General features: G+C 61.4%; 15 protein-coding genes. 6 read left to right on the top strand and 9 right to left on the bottom strand.

Annotation, left to right across the window (positions count from 1 at the left end; translation table 11 throughout):
* Positions 1-95: 95 nt before the first annotated feature.
* From AC1D19_RS14435 to cbiE, 7 genes are all read right to left on the bottom strand, one after another.
* Entirely contained in the window at positions 96-2213 is a 2118-nt protein-coding gene (locus AC1D19_RS14435) for a TonB-dependent copper receptor (protein ID WP_477763627.1), read from the bottom strand.
* Between the two features lie 84 nt (positions 2214-2297).
* Positions 2298-2753 (bottom strand): DUF2946 domain-containing protein, encoded by a 456-nt coding sequence (locus AC1D19_RS14430; RefSeq protein WP_477763626.1) that lies wholly within the window; start codon positions 2751-2753, stop codon positions 2298-2300.
* A gap of 21 nt (positions 2754-2774) precedes the next feature.
* Positions 2775-3254 (bottom strand): copper chaperone PCu(A)C, encoded by a 480-nt coding sequence (locus tag AC1D19_RS14425; protein ID WP_477763625.1) that lies wholly within the window; start codon positions 3252-3254, stop codon positions 2775-2777.
* 47 nt (positions 3255-3301) lie between these two features.
* Positions 3302-3700, bottom strand: a complete 399-nt coding sequence (locus AC1D19_RS14420) for a DUF2946 domain-containing protein (protein WP_477763624.1) — start codon at positions 3698-3700, stop codon at positions 3302-3304.
* Between the two features lie 253 nt (positions 3701-3953).
* Positions 3954-4682 carry a cobalt-precorrin-6A reductase gene (locus AC1D19_RS14415; protein WP_477763623.1) on the bottom strand — a complete coding sequence of 243 codons (729 nt, stop codon included), beginning with the start codon at positions 4680-4682 and terminating at the stop codon, positions 3954-3956.
* Positions 4679-5776 carry a cobalt-precorrin-5B (C(1))-methyltransferase gene (locus AC1D19_RS14410; RefSeq protein ID WP_477763622.1) on the bottom strand — a complete coding sequence of 366 codons (1098 nt, stop codon included), beginning with the start codon at positions 5774-5776 and terminating at the stop codon, positions 4679-4681. Before AC1D19_RS14410 ends, AC1D19_RS14415 begins: the two co-directional genes overlap by 4 nt.
* Positions 5769-6980 carry a precorrin-6y C5,15-methyltransferase (decarboxylating) subunit CbiE gene (cbiE, locus tag AC1D19_RS14405; RefSeq protein ID WP_477763621.1) on the bottom strand — a complete coding sequence of 404 codons (1212 nt, stop codon included), beginning with the start codon at positions 6978-6980 and terminating at the stop codon, positions 5769-5771. The genes AC1D19_RS14410 and cbiE overlap by 8 nt, the downstream gene beginning before the upstream one ends.
* A gap of 168 nt (positions 6981-7148) precedes the next feature.
* Between cbiE and cobG the strand changes: the two genes are divergently transcribed.
* The 6 genes from cobG (at position 7149) to AC1D19_RS14375 (ending at position 13255) form a co-directional block, all read left to right on the top strand.
* Positions 7149-8471 carry a precorrin-3B synthase gene (gene cobG, locus AC1D19_RS14400; protein WP_477763620.1) on the top strand — a complete coding sequence of 441 codons (1323 nt, stop codon included), beginning with the start codon at positions 7149-7151 and terminating at the stop codon, positions 8469-8471.
* The gene (locus AC1D19_RS14395; protein WP_477763619.1) at positions 8464-9090 is read left to right on the top strand and encodes a precorrin-8X methylmutase; all 627 of its coding nucleotides are present in this window, start codon (positions 8464-8466) and stop codon (positions 9088-9090) included. The genes cobG and AC1D19_RS14395 overlap by 8 nt, the downstream gene beginning before the upstream one ends.
* Positions 9090-9821, top strand: coding sequence for a precorrin-2 C(20)-methyltransferase (locus AC1D19_RS14390; RefSeq protein ID WP_477763710.1), 732 nt, complete (start codon positions 9090-9092; stop codon positions 9819-9821). Before AC1D19_RS14395 ends, AC1D19_RS14390 begins: the two co-directional genes overlap by 1 nt.
* The gene (gene cobJ / locus AC1D19_RS14385) at positions 9821-11524 is read left to right on the top strand and encodes a precorrin-3B C(17)-methyltransferase (RefSeq protein WP_477763618.1); all 1704 of its coding nucleotides are present in this window, start codon (positions 9821-9823) and stop codon (positions 11522-11524) included. Before AC1D19_RS14390 ends, cobJ begins: the two co-directional genes overlap by 1 nt.
* 207 nt (positions 11525-11731) lie before the next feature.
* On the top strand, positions 11732-12547 hold the full coding sequence (locus AC1D19_RS14380) for a hypothetical protein (RefSeq protein ID WP_477763617.1): 816 nt from the start codon (positions 11732-11734) through the stop codon (positions 12545-12547).
* Between the two features lie 57 nt (positions 12548-12604).
* Complete coding sequence (locus tag AC1D19_RS14375; RefSeq protein WP_477763616.1) at positions 12605-13255, top strand: hypothetical protein; 651 nt, start codon at positions 12605-12607, stop codon at positions 13253-13255.
* Between the two features lie 85 nt (positions 13256-13340).
* Here the strand turns inward: AC1D19_RS14375 and AC1D19_RS14370 are convergent, their stop codons facing one another.
* Complete coding sequence (locus tag AC1D19_RS14370) at positions 13341-13937, bottom strand: MarC family protein (RefSeq protein WP_111284385.1); 597 nt, start codon at positions 13935-13937, stop codon at positions 13341-13343.
* 65 nt (positions 13938-14002) lie between these two features.
* Complete coding sequence (locus AC1D19_RS14365; protein ID WP_477763615.1) at positions 14003-16780, bottom strand: hybrid sensor histidine kinase/response regulator; 2778 nt, start codon at positions 16778-16780, stop codon at positions 14003-14005.
* Positions 16781-16856 lie beyond the last annotated feature (76 nt).

Below are 16856 nucleotides of genomic sequence, written 5' to 3'. Positions count from 1 at the left end.
AAAGATCGCAGCCTCGTTTCACTCGACAGCTCCTACAGGGCGTACGCGCTCCAATGTAGGAGCTGGCGAAGCCTGCGATCTTTTGACTTTTTTTGTTAGAAACTCATGTCCACCTTGGTCCAGAGCGTGCGCCCCGGTTCCTTGATGGCTTGCGGGTCATTGGCGGGGTAGCCGAAACCGGCGTTGCCGGCCAGGTTCAAGTGCTCGGCGTAAGCCTTGCCGAACAGGTTGTCGACGCCGCTGCTGACCTTCCAGTTGCTGTTGATCCGATAGGCACCGTTGAGGGAGAACACGCCGAAGCCCGGCGTCTTGCCGAAATCCTTGCCGACCACGTTGCCCTTGTTCTGGTCGATGCGGTTTTGCGCGGCGACCACTCTCCACAGTGCGCCGGCGCTCCAGTTGTCTTCGCTGTAGGTCAGGCCGAAACGGGCATCCAGCGGCGGCATCTGCGGCAACGGATTACCATCGCTGCTGTTCTTGCCCCAGGCGTAGGCCAGGGCCGCGTCGGCGTTCCAGTTGTCGGTGAAGTTGTAAGCGGCGCCCAGTTCGCCGCCCATGATTCGCGCGTCGATGTTTTCGGCTTGCGAGGTCGTACCCATCATTGTCGGGGTGTAGTTGAACAGGATGTAATCGCGAACCTGTCCGACGTAAGCCGAGGCCCAGGCTTCGATTTTTTCGGTCTTGTATTGCAGGCCGAAATCGAGCTGGGTGGTTTTTTCCGGTTTGATTGAATCGAAGGCATTCACCGAACCGACGGGGCCGGATTTGGGTGAAAACAGCTCCCAGTAATCCGGGAATCGCTGGGTGTGACCTATGCCTGCATACAAGGTGGTCGGGCTGTCGGCCAGGTCATGCTCGTAGCGGATGAAGCCGCTCGGCAGGGTATCGGTGCGGGTGTCGTCGGCGGTTGGATTCGGGCGGGTCATCATGCCCGAGCCGGTGGTCTGCCGATAATCCTTGGCCGAGGCGCGGTCCAGGCGTGCGCCGCTGATCAGGCGGTCACGGTCGGCGGCGTACCAGGTCAGTTCGCCGAACACACCGTAGTTATGGAAGTCGGCATCCTTGGTGTACGGAAGGTCCTTGTAGGTGTCGACACCCATGGCGCTGCGCTGGCGATGTTCGTTGGTCTGCGCTTCGATGCCGCTGATCAGTTGCACATCAGCCCAGCGCCAGGTGGCCTTGACCCGGGCGCCGAGGGTGCGGCGGTCGACGTTGGAGGCCATGGGCCCGGCCATCACCCCGGTACCGGACGGCGTGCGCAGGGTGTAGTTGTCCATCACGTGATCGGCGTAGTTGTAGTAGACCTGCGCCTCGACCTTGTCCAGTACCTCGCCGATGTTGGACTGCTCGAAGCGCAGGCCGAGGCTTTCGCGCAGGAACTGCGAACCGTCCATGCTGCGCCCGGCGTACCGGGCTTCACCATCGCCATGGCCGGCGGTCAGTTCCAGCAAGGTGTCGGTATTCGGCGTCCAGCCGACGGCCACGTCGCCGTTCCATTTTTCATAGCGCGACGCCACGGTGTCGTTGTTGCCGTCCTGGTAGTCGTCGGAGTGCGCGGTGTTGCCGATGACCCGCACGTAACCCGACTGGCCACCGGCGGCAGCGTCCAGCAGTTTGTCGAAGCGGCCGTAGGAACCGGCCAGCACGCTGGCATTGACCCGTGTACCGAGTTCGCCGAAGTGCTCCGGTTCGCGGTCGAACAGGATAGTGCCGGCCGAAGAACCCGGCCCCCACAGCACGGTTTGCGGGCCTTTGATCACAGTGAGCTTGTCGTAGGTTTCCGGCGAGATGTAGGAAGTGGGAGCGTCCATCCTCCCCGGGCAGGCGCCGAGCATCATGCTGCCATTGGTGAGGATGTTCAGCCGCGAGCCGAACATGCCGCGCAGCACCGGGTCACCATTGGTGCCGCCATTGCGCACCATGGCGAAGCCCGGGATGGTTTTCAGGTAATCGGCACCGTCGCTGGCCGGCACCGGTTGGCGCGGTTCCTTGGGGTTGGTGACGATGGTCAATGGTGAACTGGGGGCAACGGCGGTAATCACTGTCGGGCTCAGTTCTTCACTGTGACCGGCATGCTCATCGGCGAGCGCAGAGGGCGCCAGCAATGCACCGCACAGGATCGCGGTGGCGTGCCTGAAACGAACGCCGGATTCGTTCAGGGCATAAGAGGCTTGGGCAGGGCTCAAGCACGGGACAGCAGAAAACCTGGACATGACAATTTCCATCGAACAGTCGTAAACGACACGGCCGGCAGCCTGAGGCTGTCTTCTCAACCGTGTGAAATCAGAAGTGAGTGTTTACGCGACGACAGGCGGGGCGCGGGTGCGGGCGCCGGGAAAGAAGGTTTGCCGGGCATGGCCCAAGCGTGGGGAAGGCGTGGTGAACGTGTTGACGGGTGAGATGACGAAGTTGGCGAAAGACACGCCACCGGTCAGCGCCGGGCAATTGAACAGCAGGCTGCAATAGCCGCACTTTTCCCATAACACAGGGTGCCCCGGGGCGGGCGGACAATGCTCGGCGGTGGCTAGCGTGCCATGGTCGGCAGGTTCCATCGCCGACATGTCCATGCTCATGTCCATGCTCATACCCACAGGCATGGTCATCGACATGGCGCGCGAATCCATCGGCATCGACTGAGAAATCAGCGGACCGATAAAGATCATCAGCATGGCGAACAGGCTGATCCAGCTGCCGCGTGTCAGGCTCAATGCCTGATCGCGTGACCTGGATGACCTGGCGCTAAGCGGGCGCATGGGCGTTTTCAGTTCAGGCGATTACGGCTTGTGCACGTGCGCTTGCATGGTGTCCGGCGCCTGCTTCTGCACCGCGACTTCGACCGTCACGTCACCGGACTTCTCGAAGTGCAGCGTCATGGGGAAACGCTTGCCGTCAGTGAGCAGGCTGCGGTCCTTGAGGCCCAGCAACATCACGTGATAGGCCATCGGTGCGAAAGTGACCTCGCCACCGGCGGGCACTTCCACGCTCGGTACGTGCTGCATTTTCATCATGTCGCCTTGCATCACGTGCTCATGCAATTGCGCTTCGCCCGCAATGGGGGTGTCGACGCTGAGCAGGCGGTCGGCGGTCTTGCCTTCATTGTTGATCACGAAATACGCCGCAACGGTGGGCGCATTGGGTGGCAACTCCTGGGACCACGGATGCGCGATTTCCAGTGCGCCGACCTTGTAATCATGGGCATTGGCAAAGCAGGCAGGCAGCAGCAACGCGCCCAGAACGATAAGTTTGTTCAACATGGCAGTTCTCCGGAACGATTTAAAACGCAGTCAATTGCGAGAAAAAATCACACCAGAGGGGACGCGCGGGGGTTGAGGCTCGGCCATTGCTGGCGCGGTGACGGGCTGTCGAGCGAGGTGGCGGGCAGGCTTCGGTTGGATTCGAAGTGCGCGAAATACAGCTGTGGCGAATGCCCCGGCAACGCCACCAATGGCGCAGAACCGGAGCAGCACCAGCAATGCTGCATGTTGGAATGATCGTCGTTTTGCGGGGCTTTCTGTTCAAGGTCCCCGATGGAAATCGCCACCATCCTGGTGCCGCTGGAACTGCAGAAACTGCCCCACAACAACTGTTCGGCAGGTGAATTAGCCGTTTGTGCCATCGCTCCGGACATCGGCATGGCGAGCATGTTGAACAGCACTGCGAAGCAGGCTATCCAGGCAATTGCGAGCCGTTGTCGGGACATGGGACAAAATCCGTTTGGGTGGGCGATCAGGCGCGGGCTATTTAGCCTGATCGGGGCCGATAAGTAAAAAGGCGGCGTGCGGTTTGGTGTCGCAGCGCCATCCTTTCGTAGCCTTCATGATAGTCGTGAATTTCAAAGCGCCAGTAGTGCTGGAGCTTTGTTCAGAATCCGCCGGACTATAGGGTTGGAGACCTGGAATGGATAATCGGCGTACTCCGAAGGTGTCGTAGGAAAAGTCCCGGCGGACGGGGGATCAGGAGCCGTCGAAGAGCGACAGGGCCATCAGGATTTCTGTCACACCCTCAAACTCCCGATCAACCCCCGGCAACACCGGCCGCTTCAAGACAATTACCGGCACACCACGCTCACGCGCGACTTCCAGCTTGGGCTCGGTCGCCGTGCTGCCGCTGTTCTTGCTGACCAGCACGTCGATGTTTCGCCGTTCGAACAACTCACGTTCATCGTCAATCAGGAAGGGTCCCCGTGCGCCGATCACTTCGCAGCGCTCGTTGCCCGGATACGTGTCCAGTGCGCGCAGGGTCCAGAATTGCTCCGCAGGAATTTCGTCCAGGTGTTGCAGGGGCTCGCGGCCGAGAGTGAACAGCGGTCGACGGAAGGGTTTCAGGGCTTCGATCAGTTCGGCCCAATCGCTGACTTCCCGCCAGTCATCCCCTGCCTGGGCTTGCCAGGCCGGACGCCGTAGCGCCCAGCAGGGAATGCCGCTCAAGCGCGCGGCGGTCGCGGCGTTCTGGCTGATTTGGGCGGCGTAGGGGTGAGTGGCATCGAGCAGCAGATCGATGCCTTCATCGCCAATGAATTGCGCCAGGCCCTCGGCGCCGCCGTAGCCGCCGACACGAACCTGGCATTGCAGGTCCGTCGGCACCCGACCGATACCGGCCAGGCTATAGATGTGCTGCGGCCCCAGCGTGCGGGCAATGGCCATGGCTTCGGTCACGCCGCCTAGCAGGAGAATGCGCTTCATTGAAAGGCTCCCGCATGGCCAACGATCCCGCCCTGGCGATCGATGGCAAAGACTTCCACCTGAACCTGCGCCGGCACCACGCTGCGGGCAAAATCCAGGGCGTGTTGACAGACTGCATTACCCAGGGCGACCCCGGCTGCGGCGGCCATGGCCAGTGCCTGCTGGCTGGTGTTGGCCTCGCGGATGCTCTGCTGCAACGCCGCATCAGCGCCGACCTGTGCCGCCCATAGCGCCAGTTGCGGCAGGTCGATGCTCGAATGGCGACTGTGCAGATCCATGTGCCCGGCCGCCAGTTTGCTGATCTTGCCGAAACCACCGCACAGACTGAGTTTTTCCACCGGTACTTTGCGCAGGTGCTTAAGCACGGCGCCAACGAAGTCGCCCATTTCGATCAGGGCGATTTCCGGCAGGTTGTAGACCCGGCGCATGGTGTCTTCGCTGGCGTTGCCGGTGCAGGCGGCGATGTGCAGGTAACCGTTGGTTTTCGCCACGTCGATGCCCTGGTGGATCGAGGCGATGTAGGCCGCACAGGAAAACGGCCGGACGATACCGCTGGTTCCGAGTATCGACAAGCCGCCAAGAATGCCCAGGCGCGGGTTCATGGTTTTCAATGCCAGCGCCTCGCCGTTCTCGACATTGACCGTGACCTCGAAGCCGCCGCTGTAGCCGAGTTCGTCGGCCAGCCGGGCCAGGTGCTCGCTGATCATTTTGCGCGGCACCGGGTTGATCGCCGGTTCGCCGACACCCAGCACCAGCCCGGGCCGGGTCACTGTGCCGACGCCGCGACCGGCCTTGAAGCGAGTCCCGGGTTCGCTACTCAGGCGCACCTGGGAGTAGAGCAGGGCACCGTGGGTCACGTCCGGATCGTCACCGGCGTCTTTGAGTGTTCCCGCTTCGGCGCCGTCCTCGGTGAGGCGGCAGAACTCCAGGCGCATCTGCACCTGTTTGCCCTTGGGCAACACGATTTCCACCGCATCGGCCGATGTGCCATCCAGCAGCAGACGCGCGGCGGCGAGGCTGGTGGCCGTGGCGCAACTGCCGGTGGTCAGGCCGCTGCGCAGTGGTGCGGGTTGTTCGGCGGTTTCGTCACGCATCGAAGGGTTTCGTCACGTCCAGCAAGGTAATCGGCAAGGCCTGGCGCCAGGTGTCAAAGTCGCCCAGCGGTTGTGCTTGTGCGATATGAATGCGCGTCAGCTCCCCGCCGTGTTGCTCGCGCCAGGTCATCAGGGTCATTTCACTTTGCAGGGTGACCGCGTTGGCGATCAGCCGGCCCCCGGCTTTGAGTTCGGCCCAACACGTATCGAGCACGCCTTCGCGGGTGACACCGCCGCCGATGAAAATCGCATCCGGTCGCTCCAGCCCGGCCAGGGCCATTGGCGCACTGCCGCGAACCAATTGCAGGCCGGGAACGCCGAGCGCATCGCGGTTGTGTTCGATCAACGTTTGTCGGCCCGCATCCGCCTCGATGGCCAGTGCGCGGCAACTGGGGTGAGCGCGCATCCATTCGATGCCGATCGAGCCGCTGCCGGCGCCGACGTCCCACAACAGTTCGCCAGGGACCGGGGCCAGGCGTGCGAGGGTGATGGCGCGCACATCGCGTTTGGTCAGTTGGCCGTCGTGCTGGAAGGCCGAGTCCGGCAGGCCGGCCAGTCGCGACAGCCGCAGCGTGTTCGGCTCGGCGACGCATTCGATGGCGATCAGATTCAAGTCGGCGATCAGCGGATCGTTCCAGTCGCTGGCGATACCGTCGATACGCCGCTCGGCTTCACCGCCCAGGTGTTCCAGCACGGTGAGACGGCTAGGGCCGAAGCCACGTTCGCGCAACAGGGCCGCGATGGCGGCGGGGCTGCGGCCGTCGTTGCTCAACACCAGCAAGCGCACGCCACTGGACAAGTGGGCGTTGAGTGCGGCGAAAGGCCGGGCCACCACGGACAGTGTGACCACCTCCTGCAAGGGCCAACCCATTCGTGCAGCGGCCAGCGAGCAGGAGGACGGTGCGGGAAGCGTCAGCATCTCGGCTGCAGGGAGTTGCCGGGCGAGGCTGGCGCCGACGCCGAAGAACATCGGGTCGCCACTGGCCAGGACGCAAACGGGGTCGCCACGGTATGACAGCAGCGACTCAAGGCAGAAGGGACTCGGCCATGGCTGGCGCTCGCCGCGTATGCACGGCGGGAGCAAATCCAGATGCCGCTGGCCGCCGAAGATTTTCGCTGCGCGCAACAGCGCATGCCGGGCGTTCTTGCCCAGACCCTTGAAACCGTCTTCGCCGATGCCCACTACCGTCAGCCAGGGTGTCATGCCATTCCTCAATCACGCGTTAAACGTTGTTGGGCGGCATGATAGCGCGGGTTCCTTGAGCTGACTGCCTTCTCTTCCCGACCGGAGTCTTTTCATGCGGCGAAGTAAAGCAGGCATAATACCGCGCACTTTCGCCGTGAATCGCCTCGCCACCTGAACGGGTCCGCCTTGAACCAACGTCCGCTGTCCGCTGCCTTACGCCCCTCGGCTTGCCCGGGGTTACTGCGTATTGTCCCGGCACTGGATGGCGGTATCTGCCGGATCAAGTTGAACGGCGGTTCGATCAGCAGCGTCCAGGCCGAGGCCGTGGCGGCTGCGGCCGAGCGGTACGCCAGCGGGGCGATCGAGGCGACCAACCGGGCCAACCTGCAGATCCGCGGCATTGGTAGCGAGCAAACGGCGTTGATCGACAGCTTGCTGGCCGCCGATCTGGGACCGCAAAACGCGGCCGGCGACGATGTGCGTAACCTGATGCTCAGCCCCGGCGCCGGGATCGACCTGCGCATGCTGTTCGACACTCGCCCGCTGGCAGCGCAGATCCTCGCCACACTGCAAGGCCACGAAGTGTTCCACGACCTCAGTGCCAAGTTCGCCGTGCAGCTCGATGGCGGCGAAGACCTGGCGATGCTCGAACATCCCCATGACCTGTGGCTCTCGGCGTTTGAACAAGATGGCGAGCGACGGCTGGCGTTCGGTCTGACGGGATGCCCGACGGACAGCCCCGCCGGTTCGGTTGCGCTGGCTGACGGGTACTCTCTGGTGGTCGCGGTCCTTGAGTTGTTCCTGGAGCTGGCGCGCCCCGAGCAGACGCGGATGCGTCATTTGCTGGTCGGGTATTCGGTCGAGGACGTTCTACTTCGGTTGGCTGAGCGTGTATCGATGCAAGCGGTTGTCGGTTGGCAGCGGGTTTCGGGTTCCAGTGATGTGCACTTGGGCGCCCATCCCCAGGCCGAGCCGGGTGTTGTCTATGTGGGGGCTGTCCCGCCGCTGGGTCGGCTCGATCCGACGATGCTGCGGGGTGTGGCGCAACTGGCACGCGAGTTCGGTGATTGCAGTCTGCGCTTCACACCCTGGCAAAGCCTGCTGCTGCCTAATGTCCACGCGAAAAACGCCGCCGAGGTCATTCGGCAATTGAAATGTCTGGGCTTGCAGTGCGAAGCCGATCAGCCATTGTCCCGGTTGATCGCCTGCACCGGTTCCAACGGTTGCGCCAAGGGGGTGGCCGAAACCAAGGGTGATGCCCTGAAATTGGCCGAATTGCTGCAGCGTCACGGACAAGCGCCGAACGTACATTTGAGCGGTTGCCCGCGTTCCTGCGCCGCCGCGCATACGGCGCCCGTCACCTTGCTGGCCGTGGCCCCCGGTCACTACGATCTCTATTTACGCGATGCAGCGCAGCCGGGTTTCGGCGCGCTGCACGCACGCAACCTTACTATTGAAGCGGTCGCGGCCTTGCTCGACGCCCGCTCACGGAGCCCCATCGATGCTTGATTACATCCGCGACGGTCAGGAGATCTATCGCAACTCCTTCGCGATCATTCGCACCGAGGCCAACCTCGAGCGCATTCCGGCCGATCTGGAGAAACTCGCCGTTCGGGTGATTCACGCCTGCGGCATGGTCGAGGCCATCGACGGGTTGCAGTTTTCCGAGGGGGCAGGCAAGGCCGGGCGTGATGCGCTGGCGGCCGGCGCGCCGATTTTGTGCGATGCGCGGATGGTCTCCGAAGGCGTGACCCGCGCGCGGTTGCCGGCGAACAACCAAGTGATCTGCACCCTGCGCGATGACAGTGTTCCAGCACTAGCTCGCGAGCTGGGCAACACCCGCTCCGCCGCCGCGCTGGAACTGTGGCGCCCGCACCTGGAAGGCAGTGTGGTGGTCATCGGCAATGCGCCGACGGCGCTGTTTTACTTGCTGGAAATGCTCGACGCCGGTGCACCGAAACCGGCGCTGATCCTCGGTTTTCCAGTGGGCTTCGTCGGCGCCGCCGAATCCAAGGCAGCGCTGGCGGCCGACAGCCGTGGCGTGCCTTTTGTCATCATGCAAGGTCGCCTGGGCGGTAGCGCCATGGCCGCCGCCGCCGTCAATGCCCTCGCCACGGAGATCGAATGATGCAGCAACCTGGACGTTTGATCGGCCTCGGCGTCGGCCCCGGTGATCCGGAACTGATTACCGTCAAGGCCCTGCGTTTGCTGCGCGAGTCGCCGGTGGTGGCGTACTTCGTCGCCAAGGGCAAGAAAGGCAACGCCTTCGGCATCATCGAAGCCCACCTGCAAGACGCACAGAATCTGTTGCCACTGGTGTACCCGGTGACCACCGAAGCCTTGCCGGCGCCGCTGTCCTACGAACAAGTGATCAGCGACTTCTACGATGACGCTGCCGAAGAACTGGCCACGCATCTCGACGCAGGCCGTGATGTGGCGGTGATCTGCGAGGGTGATCCGTTCTTCTACGGCTCCTACATGTACCTGCACGACCGGCTCGCCGAACGTTATCAGGCTGAAGTCGTGCCCGGTGTGTGCTCGATGCTCGGCGGCGCCTCGGTGCTCGGTGCACCGCTGGTGTATCGCAATCAGAGTCTGTCGGTGTTGTCCGGTGTGTTGCCGCACGACGAACTCAAGCGTCGCCTGGCCGATGCCGATGCGGCGGTGATCATGAAACTGGGGCGCAACTTTCCCAAGGTCCGCCAGGTGCTGGAAGAACTCGGCCTGGCCGAGCGTGCGCTATACGTCGAACGCGCGACCATGGCCAATCAGAAGATCGTGCCGCTGGATCAGGTCGAGCCGATGTCTTCACCGTACTTCTCGTTGATCATCGTTCCCGGCGAAAGGTGGCAAGGCTGATGACTCGTCCAGTTCCGGCGATTGTCATTCTCGGCAATGGCAGCCTCGCTACCGCACGCAGCATTCAGCAGGTGTACCCTGCAGCCCTGATCCATGGCCTGGCCGAACGGGTCGAAGGCGCGGATCGGGTCTATCACGAATTCGGCGCGACCCTGCGCGAGCTCTATCAGCAGGGCACACCGATCATTGCCCTGTGCGCGGCGGGGATCGTGATCCGCACGCTGGCGCCCTTGTTGCTGGAAAAAGGCGCCGAGCCACCGGTATTGGCGGTGGCCGAAGACGGCAGCGCCGTGGTTCCACTGCTGGGTGGTCTCGGCGGGGTGAATGTGATGGCGCGGGAGATTGCCGCCGCACTGGAAGTTTCCGCGGCGATCACCACCAGCGGTGAGTTGCGTTTCGGCACGTGCCTGCTCAACCCGCCCAGCGGCTATGCCCTGGGCGATCTGGAACTGGGCAAGCGTTTTGTCTCCGATTTGCTCGCCGGGGAAGCGGTGCGAATTGAGGGTGAGGCCCCTTGGCTGGCGCGGGCGCAGTTGCCCGAAAATGCGCAGGCCCGATTGGCGGTGCATGTCAGTCATGTCGAGCGGGCACCTGCTGCCAACGAACTGTTGATCTATCCGCGCAATGTGGCGGTCGCTGTGGATACTGGCCTGGTGAATGTCGCGGCGGCGGTGCGCGAGGCATTGCATCAGGGAAAAATCGCCGTGCAGTCGCTGGCCTGTCTGTTGGCCGCCGATACGGAAATGGCCAGTCCGGCGTTGCGTGAGGCAGCGCTTGAATTGGGCGTGCCGTTGCGTTTTGCCGGCGCTGAGAAGGCGCTTGGCGAACGTCTGCGTACTGCCATAGGCCAGCCATTTTCCATGCTTGGTAGCGACACCGTTGCCATTGCGGTGGCAGAGCAGCCGCTGGCCCCATTGCAAATCGGCCGCCCGCGTGGACGGCTGGCGGTGATCGGCCTCGGGCCGGGCGCTGCTGAACTGATGGTGCCGGCAGTAAAGGCTGAACTGGCTCGCGCAACCGACGTGCTGGGCTACGAAACCTATGTGCGCATGGCCGGGCCGTTTCGCGCCGATCAGGTGCTGCACTGCACCGACAACCGCGAAGAGATGCAACGCGCCCGCCACGCCTTCGAACTGGCGGCTCAGGGGCTCTCGGTGGTGGTGGTTTCCTCGGGAGATCCGGGGGTTTTCGCCATGGCCGCTGCGGTGCTGGAGGCGCTGCACGAGTCCACCGACGTCCATTGGCACAACGTTGATCTCGAGATCCTGCCGGGCGTCTCTGCTTCGCTGGCGACTGCCGCGCAGGCCGGCGCGCCGCTGGGACATGACTTCTGTGTGCTGTCGCTGTCAGATAACCTCAAGCCCTGGGCAATCATCGAAAAGCGCCTGGACCTGGCCGCTCAAGCCGATCTGGCCCTGGCTTTCTACAACCCGATCTCGCGTGCACGTCCATGGCAATTGGGCCAGGCGCTGGACATCGTCGCCCGACACCGCGTACCCGAGACGCCTGTGGTGCTGGGTCGGGATATCGGGCGCCCGGGGCAGACACTGCGGGTTACCTCCCTTGGCCAGTTGACCCCGGATCAGGTCGACATGCGCACCATGGTATTGATCGGCTCGTCCCTGACCTGTGCTTTTCCGCGGGTTGGCGGAGGTGACTGGATTTACACGCCACGCTGGTACCCAAGCAAGCCAGCCACTTGAGTGAAAGCGGCTTTGTTCGAAGGTCGCTGATGTTCAAAGTAGCAACTAACGGTAGGGCCTGTGAATAACGAAAGTTATCGCGGGCCCTTTTGTTTTCTGATAACTCCTGAAATAAGTTCTAAGTGTTTTTGCTTTGACCGGTTCAACCCTGTGCTTTAATTTTCAGGTGGTCGCATGAGGCGACTTATTAATAAAATGGAAATTTAAATGACTGATATAAGTGTTCACTCAGTGGCTCAAGTCGCATTTGATGATGCCATGCAGGACAAGTATTTCGAAGGCATTGCGGCAGAACTGAAAAACGTCGCGCCACGGGGGCGGACCAAGCGCTCCACCTCGATCCTGAGCGCAGCATCGAGTGATTCGTCGGCGCAAGGTGTCGGGACTTCGGTAGTAGGGCCCTCGCTGGTGGTGTTCGACCAGGCGCTTTCGGAGGAAGACAGGCAGGATGCGCTGGACTGCCAGCAGTTTGCTGAAGCGGTGGTCCGGCGCCTGCCCAAGGGAACCAGCAACGAAGAGCGGTACCATAAGTACAACCAGGCATTGTTGGCAGTGGGTTGGGTGACGGAAAGCTTCACCTACAAGAAATACGTCAGCAAGCAGCTCACCATCACGATGAATGAGGCAGTGTTGCAGGTACTGGAGACCGTCATTTCCAGTGGTGCGAGCAGTGTCCTGAACCTGGTGGCGTCGGGTTTCAGCAAGCTTAAGGGCGATAAGGATGCACTGAAGATTGTCGATGCCGGCAGCAAGAAAAACGATGTCGTCAGCTTCAAGGCTGTGCCTTGCATTACGACGCCAGGCGGTGGCATGGCCATGTTGATGGGCGGCCTTGACTTGGTGGATAAGGAATATAACGGAAACTTTTTATTCGTGACTTACAAGACTCAAGGTTTGCAGGTTTTCCAGGGCGCCGGTGTGCGCAACTTTAATCGGCGTGCATTCGAGCGAAAGAAAAATATGGTGTATGCCTATAACGACCAATTTGCCGATGGTCTTTTCAAACAATTGACAGGTCAATAAGGTGGGCAGGCTTTGATCGAAGTAACCGATTAAAGCACTGGCTGTATGGGGGTAAATATGCCCGAGTCTGTTAATGCTGTCGTAGTGGGTGGTTGCCTGTTGTCCTTTACCCAGCGGGTAAGTTTGCAAGACCAGGAGGATATACAGGACTGCCTGTTGTACGCGGAACTGGCGGCCAATGAGAAATACCCGGGCCAGGTGTCGAGGAAGGTCTGGTTCGACTATTTTCAAGGGCGATTGCTCAAGGCGGGATACACGCTCAAGACCATCGTTCCGGCCGAACCGATCCTGGTCACGAGTGTCCGACAATTGCTCAGCGCCAGTTATAGCGTGATTGGCCGCTTGGGCGTGGAGAGCTTGGGCCAGCTCCTCGAGGACACCTATCAGGCGTTGCGGCTGGATGAGTTTGCCTGGAACTTCTTTCGCGGCAATGTCGCCAATGGCGGCTCGGGCATCCTCAAGTGCGCGCCTTGCGAGCGGCTCGCCTCGGGTGAAGTGGTCGTCTGCCTGCTTGGCTTGCGCTACATCGCGACCGTGATTGAACGCGACTTTTTCCTGTGGAGCGAGTTCAATCGAGAGCTGGCGATCATTCCCAATGGCGGGGTGTTTGTGTTCAACCGACGGGTGTTTGAAAACTACCGTAAACGGGTCCACGAAAAAATCGAAGCTTATTCGAACAAGGTGTTCGTGCGCAAACTCCAGTCCTGACTGAAAGGCTTTACACACAATAAAAAGGCAAGGCCCTGTGATTGATGCACAGGGCCTTGTTTTCGGGGTTGGACAAGCCGTCGCTTCAAGGCACCAGGTAACCCTTGACTCCGGTGAAGATGATCTGCGCCGCCAGCGCGCACACAAACAATCCCATCAATCGGCTGACTATCTGTAAGCCCTGATCGCCGAGAATGCGTTCGATGCGGCTGGACAGATAAAGCACCACCCCCACGGTGAAGCTGGCAAGGGCAATGCTGACAATGGCGGTGAGTTTGTCGTCCCAGTGCGGCTGGCTCACGCCCATCACGAGTAAGGCACCGATGGTGCCGGGGCCGACCGTCAGCGGAATGGTCAGCGGGACAATGGTCACATCCTGCTGCACGTTGTCGGTCTGTACCGCCGATTTGCCTTGTGCCATCCCTAGTGCCGAGATGAACAGGACACTGCCTGCGCCGATGCGGAATGCGTCCACGGTGATGCCGAAAACACTGAAAATCACTCGGCCGAACAAGTACAGCAGAACACTGGAGACCAGGGTGGCGACCGCTACTTTCCAGGCCAGCCGACGCTGTTCCTTGCGCGAATAACCACGGGTCAGGCTGATGAAGCAGGACAACACGAAGAATGGGCTGTAGAGCACCAGCATCTTCAGGTAAACGCTGAACAACACATGGAGCATGGTGCCGGGCTCACTGGCGAGGGAAGTCGAGGGGGAGTCTATCAGGGGTTGCGCAGTCTGTCGGCTCAGGACGTTTGGGTCGTTGCGCGATTCTGCTGGTCACGCTGGGCGACCCAGTGCTCGATCAGTTCGCGCAGCTGCGACAGTTCCACCGGTTTGGCCATGTGCCCGTCCATGCCGGCCTGCCGCGCACGTTCTTTGTGTTCGGCCAGGATATGGGCGGTCAATGCCACCACGGGGGTTCGGACCCGCTGGTTGCTGACTTCCCAGGCACGCAATTGCTGGGTGGCCGAGAAGCCGTCGAGGATCGGCATTTCGCAGTCCATCAGCACCAGGTCGTAACGCTGGGCTTTCATCGCTTGCAAGGCTTCTTCGCCGTTGCAGGCAGTATCCGGTTGCAGATTGAGCTTGCTCAGCATGCCGCGGATCACCTTGGTCGAGATGCTGTTGTCTTCGGCCACCAGAATGCGGAAGTCGCAGGGGACCTTGACCGGCAGGACCTGGCCGCTTGGCACGGGCTGGGTAGCGACGAGACCTTTGTTGCGTTGGGTCAGTTCGTCGGCCAGAGTGGTCTTGAGGGTGTAGCCGGCTACCGGTTTGGCGAGGATGCGCTTGATCCCGGAATTGCGCGCAATGATCTTGCTCGGTGCGTTGCTGATGCCGGTGAGCATGATCAGCAGGATGTCGTGGTTCAGGCTCGGGTCTTCCTTGATCTTGGCCGCCAGTTGCATGCCGGTCATGCCGGGCATGTTCTGGTCCAGCAGGACCACATCGAAGTAATCACGCAAATGAGCCTTGGTGCGCAGCAGTGCAAGCGCTTCCTTGCCGGAAGGCGCAGCGCTGACGTTCAGGCCCCAGGCGCTGCATTGCTGCACCAGTACCTTGCGACAGGTGTCATTGTCGTCCACCACCAATACCCGCGCACCTTGCAGAGGGCCGTCGAGGTCGGAGGTCGGGTGTTCGAGGCGATCCGGGTCCAGCGGCAGGGTCAGCCACAGCGTGCTGCCCTGGTTGCTGCCGCTCTTGATTCCGAACTCCCCTTGCATCAAGCGGATCAGCTGGCGGGCAATCACCAGCCCCAGGTTGCCGCCCGGATGGGTGGCCGAAAGGAAATGCCGGCTGTGCAGTTCGGCGTGCATCAGGGCGTCTCGTTCTTCGGCGTCCATGGGCTCGCCGCTGTCCTGCACGGCAATACGCAGGCGTGGTTTGTTGTTGCGCTCGTCGAGCGCCACGACGATCAGGATTTCGCCTTCATCGGTTTTTTTCAGGGCGTTTTCCAGCAGGCTCAACAGGGTCTGGCGCAAGCGTGTCGGGTCACCGCTGATCACCCGCGGCACTTGCGGCTGGATGAAGCTGATCAACTCGACGTTTTGCTGCTCGGCCTTGGCGCGGAAGATGCTCAGGCAGTCTTCGATCAGCGCGTTGAGGTCGAACTGCACATCGTCCAGCTCGATCTGCCCGGACTCGAGTTTTGAAATGTCGAGAATTTCGTTGATCAGTGTCAGCAGCTCGTTGCCGGCGCTGTGGATCGTCTGCACATAGTCGCGTTGCTTGACCGAAAGCGGCGTGCCCAGCAGCAGCTCGGTCATACCGAGGACGCCGTTCATCGGTGTGCGGATCTCATGGCTGATTTTCGCCAGGAACTCGGCCTTGGCGTTGATCTCGGCGTTGCTGGCCGCCAGGTCACGGCTGATGCTGAAACGGTCTTCGGTGATGCGGCGCTGGCGCTCGCTCAATGCAATGCTCATCAGCAGGCCGCTGATGCAGATGAACACCAGCAAGGTGGTGAGCAGGCCATGGGGCTCGATCAGGGTCAGCCCCAACAGGGCGGGCAGGATGATCAGTGTCCCGAGGTTGAACACCACCATGGCCACCACGAAGAGGCGAGCCGGGCGATAACCTTTTTGCCAGTGATAGACGCTGATGAACAGCATGGTCAGGCCTGCCAAGGCTACCAGGCCGTAGGTAATGAAGTTCAGCGGCAAGGTATTGACGAACAGCAGCATCAGGCCGCAGATGATGATGAGCAGGATCTCGCCGAGCAGCAACCGGTTCAGCGGGTGCGGCCCGAGCGGGGAGAAGAAGCGATAGGCAAGCATCAGACCGCAGGGCGCCGTCATTAACAATGCCAGGTAAGCCCCCGGCGTTTGCAGTGCATGCCAGTCCGGCAGCCAGGGACCAGCGAGGTTCAGCAACAGCAGCAGGCTGAGCATCAACAACCCTTCGCACGTCGCCAACCAGAGGGCGCTGTGCGAGCGGGTGTAGGTGTAGCGGATGAGATTGTGCAGGATCAACATGGCGATGCAACCGAAAAGCAGGCCATAGATCAGCGTCTGGTTCTGGTTGGCAGCCGCGAGGATCGCCGATTGCAGGGTGATATAGGGGCGTAACTGGTGGTCGGAGGTCAGTCGCAGGTAAACGTCGAGGGGAGTGTCGCTTTGCGGCAGGGCCAGCATGAAGTCGCTGCTGGGCAATGGTCGCTCGGATTGCGGCTGTTCGTTGCCCGTGCTGGATTGATCGATCAGCTTGTCGCCGTCCAGCACGTACATGTTGAACTGGCGCAGGTCAGGCGCGAACACTCGCAGCAACTGTTCGTGGTTACCCGGCGCAAGCCTGAATCGCAACCATAACGCGCCATCGGGTTCGGCCGCGGTAATGCGGTCGAGTTCGATAGGGCTGAATTGATTGGTATAGCGTGCGGAACGGATGTCGCTCAGTTGCAAGTCGCCCTGTTCGTCGAGCAATACCGCCCAGCCACTGCCTTGCGTGGCCTGGGCCGGTAGCATGCAGAGCAAGGTCAGCAAAGTGACGGTCAAGCTTATGGCAATCCTGAGCCAGCGCACGGCGAAATCCCTTCGTTAGGTTGATGCCAGAATATAACGATGCGCGACGCCGGAACAGCCAGGCAATAAACCGTGT

This window comes from Pseudomonas sp. P1_C12, assembly GCF_056406435.1.
This window is presented reverse-complemented; position numbering and strand designations above follow the sequence as displayed.

What these genes read in the sequence shown, in the direction of transcription:
- AC1D19_RS14435 (WP_477763627.1), bottom strand. Translation starts at nt 2,213, where the DNA reads ATGTCCAGGTTTTCTGCTGTCCCGTGCTTGAGCCCTGCCCAAGCCTCT.
- AC1D19_RS14430 (WP_477763626.1), bottom strand. Translation starts at nt 2,753, where the DNA reads ATGCGCCCGCTTAGCGCCAGGTCATCCAGGTCACGCGATCAGGCATTG.
- AC1D19_RS14425 (WP_477763625.1), bottom strand. Translation starts at nt 3,254, where the DNA reads ATGTTGAACAAACTTATCGTTCTGGGCGCGTTGCTGCTGCCTGCCTGC.
- AC1D19_RS14420 (WP_477763624.1), bottom strand. Translation starts at nt 3,700, where the DNA reads ATGTCCCGACAACGGCTCGCAATTGCCTGGATAGCCTGCTTCGCAGTG.
- AC1D19_RS14415 (WP_477763623.1), bottom strand. Translation starts at nt 4,682, where the DNA reads ATGAAGCGCATTCTCCTGCTAGGCGGCGTGACCGAAGCCATGGCCATT.
- AC1D19_RS14410 (WP_477763622.1), bottom strand. Translation starts at nt 5,776, where the DNA reads ATGCGTGACGAAACCGCCGAACAACCCGCACCACTGCGCAGCGGCCTG.
- cbiE (WP_477763621.1), bottom strand. Translation starts at nt 6,980, where the DNA reads ATGACACCCTGGCTGACGGTAGTGGGCATCGGCGAAGACGGTTTCAAG.
- AC1D19_RS14395 (WP_477763619.1), top strand. Translation starts at nt 8,464, where the DNA reads ATGCTTGATTACATCCGCGACGGTCAGGAGATCTATCGCAACTCCTTC.
- AC1D19_RS14390 (WP_477763710.1), top strand. Translation starts at nt 9,090, where the DNA reads ATGCAGCAACCTGGACGTTTGATCGGCCTCGGCGTCGGCCCCGGTGAT.
- cobJ (WP_477763618.1), top strand. Translation starts at nt 9,821, where the DNA reads ATGACTCGTCCAGTTCCGGCGATTGTCATTCTCGGCAATGGCAGCCTC.
- AC1D19_RS14380 (WP_477763617.1), top strand. Translation starts at nt 11,732, where the DNA reads ATGACTGATATAAGTGTTCACTCAGTGGCTCAAGTCGCATTTGATGAT.
- AC1D19_RS14375 (WP_477763616.1), top strand. Translation starts at nt 12,605, where the DNA reads ATGCCCGAGTCTGTTAATGCTGTCGTAGTGGGTGGTTGCCTGTTGTCC.
- AC1D19_RS14370 (WP_111284385.1), bottom strand. Translation starts at nt 13,937, where the DNA reads ATGCTCCATGTGTTGTTCAGCGTTTACCTGAAGATGCTGGTGCTCTAC.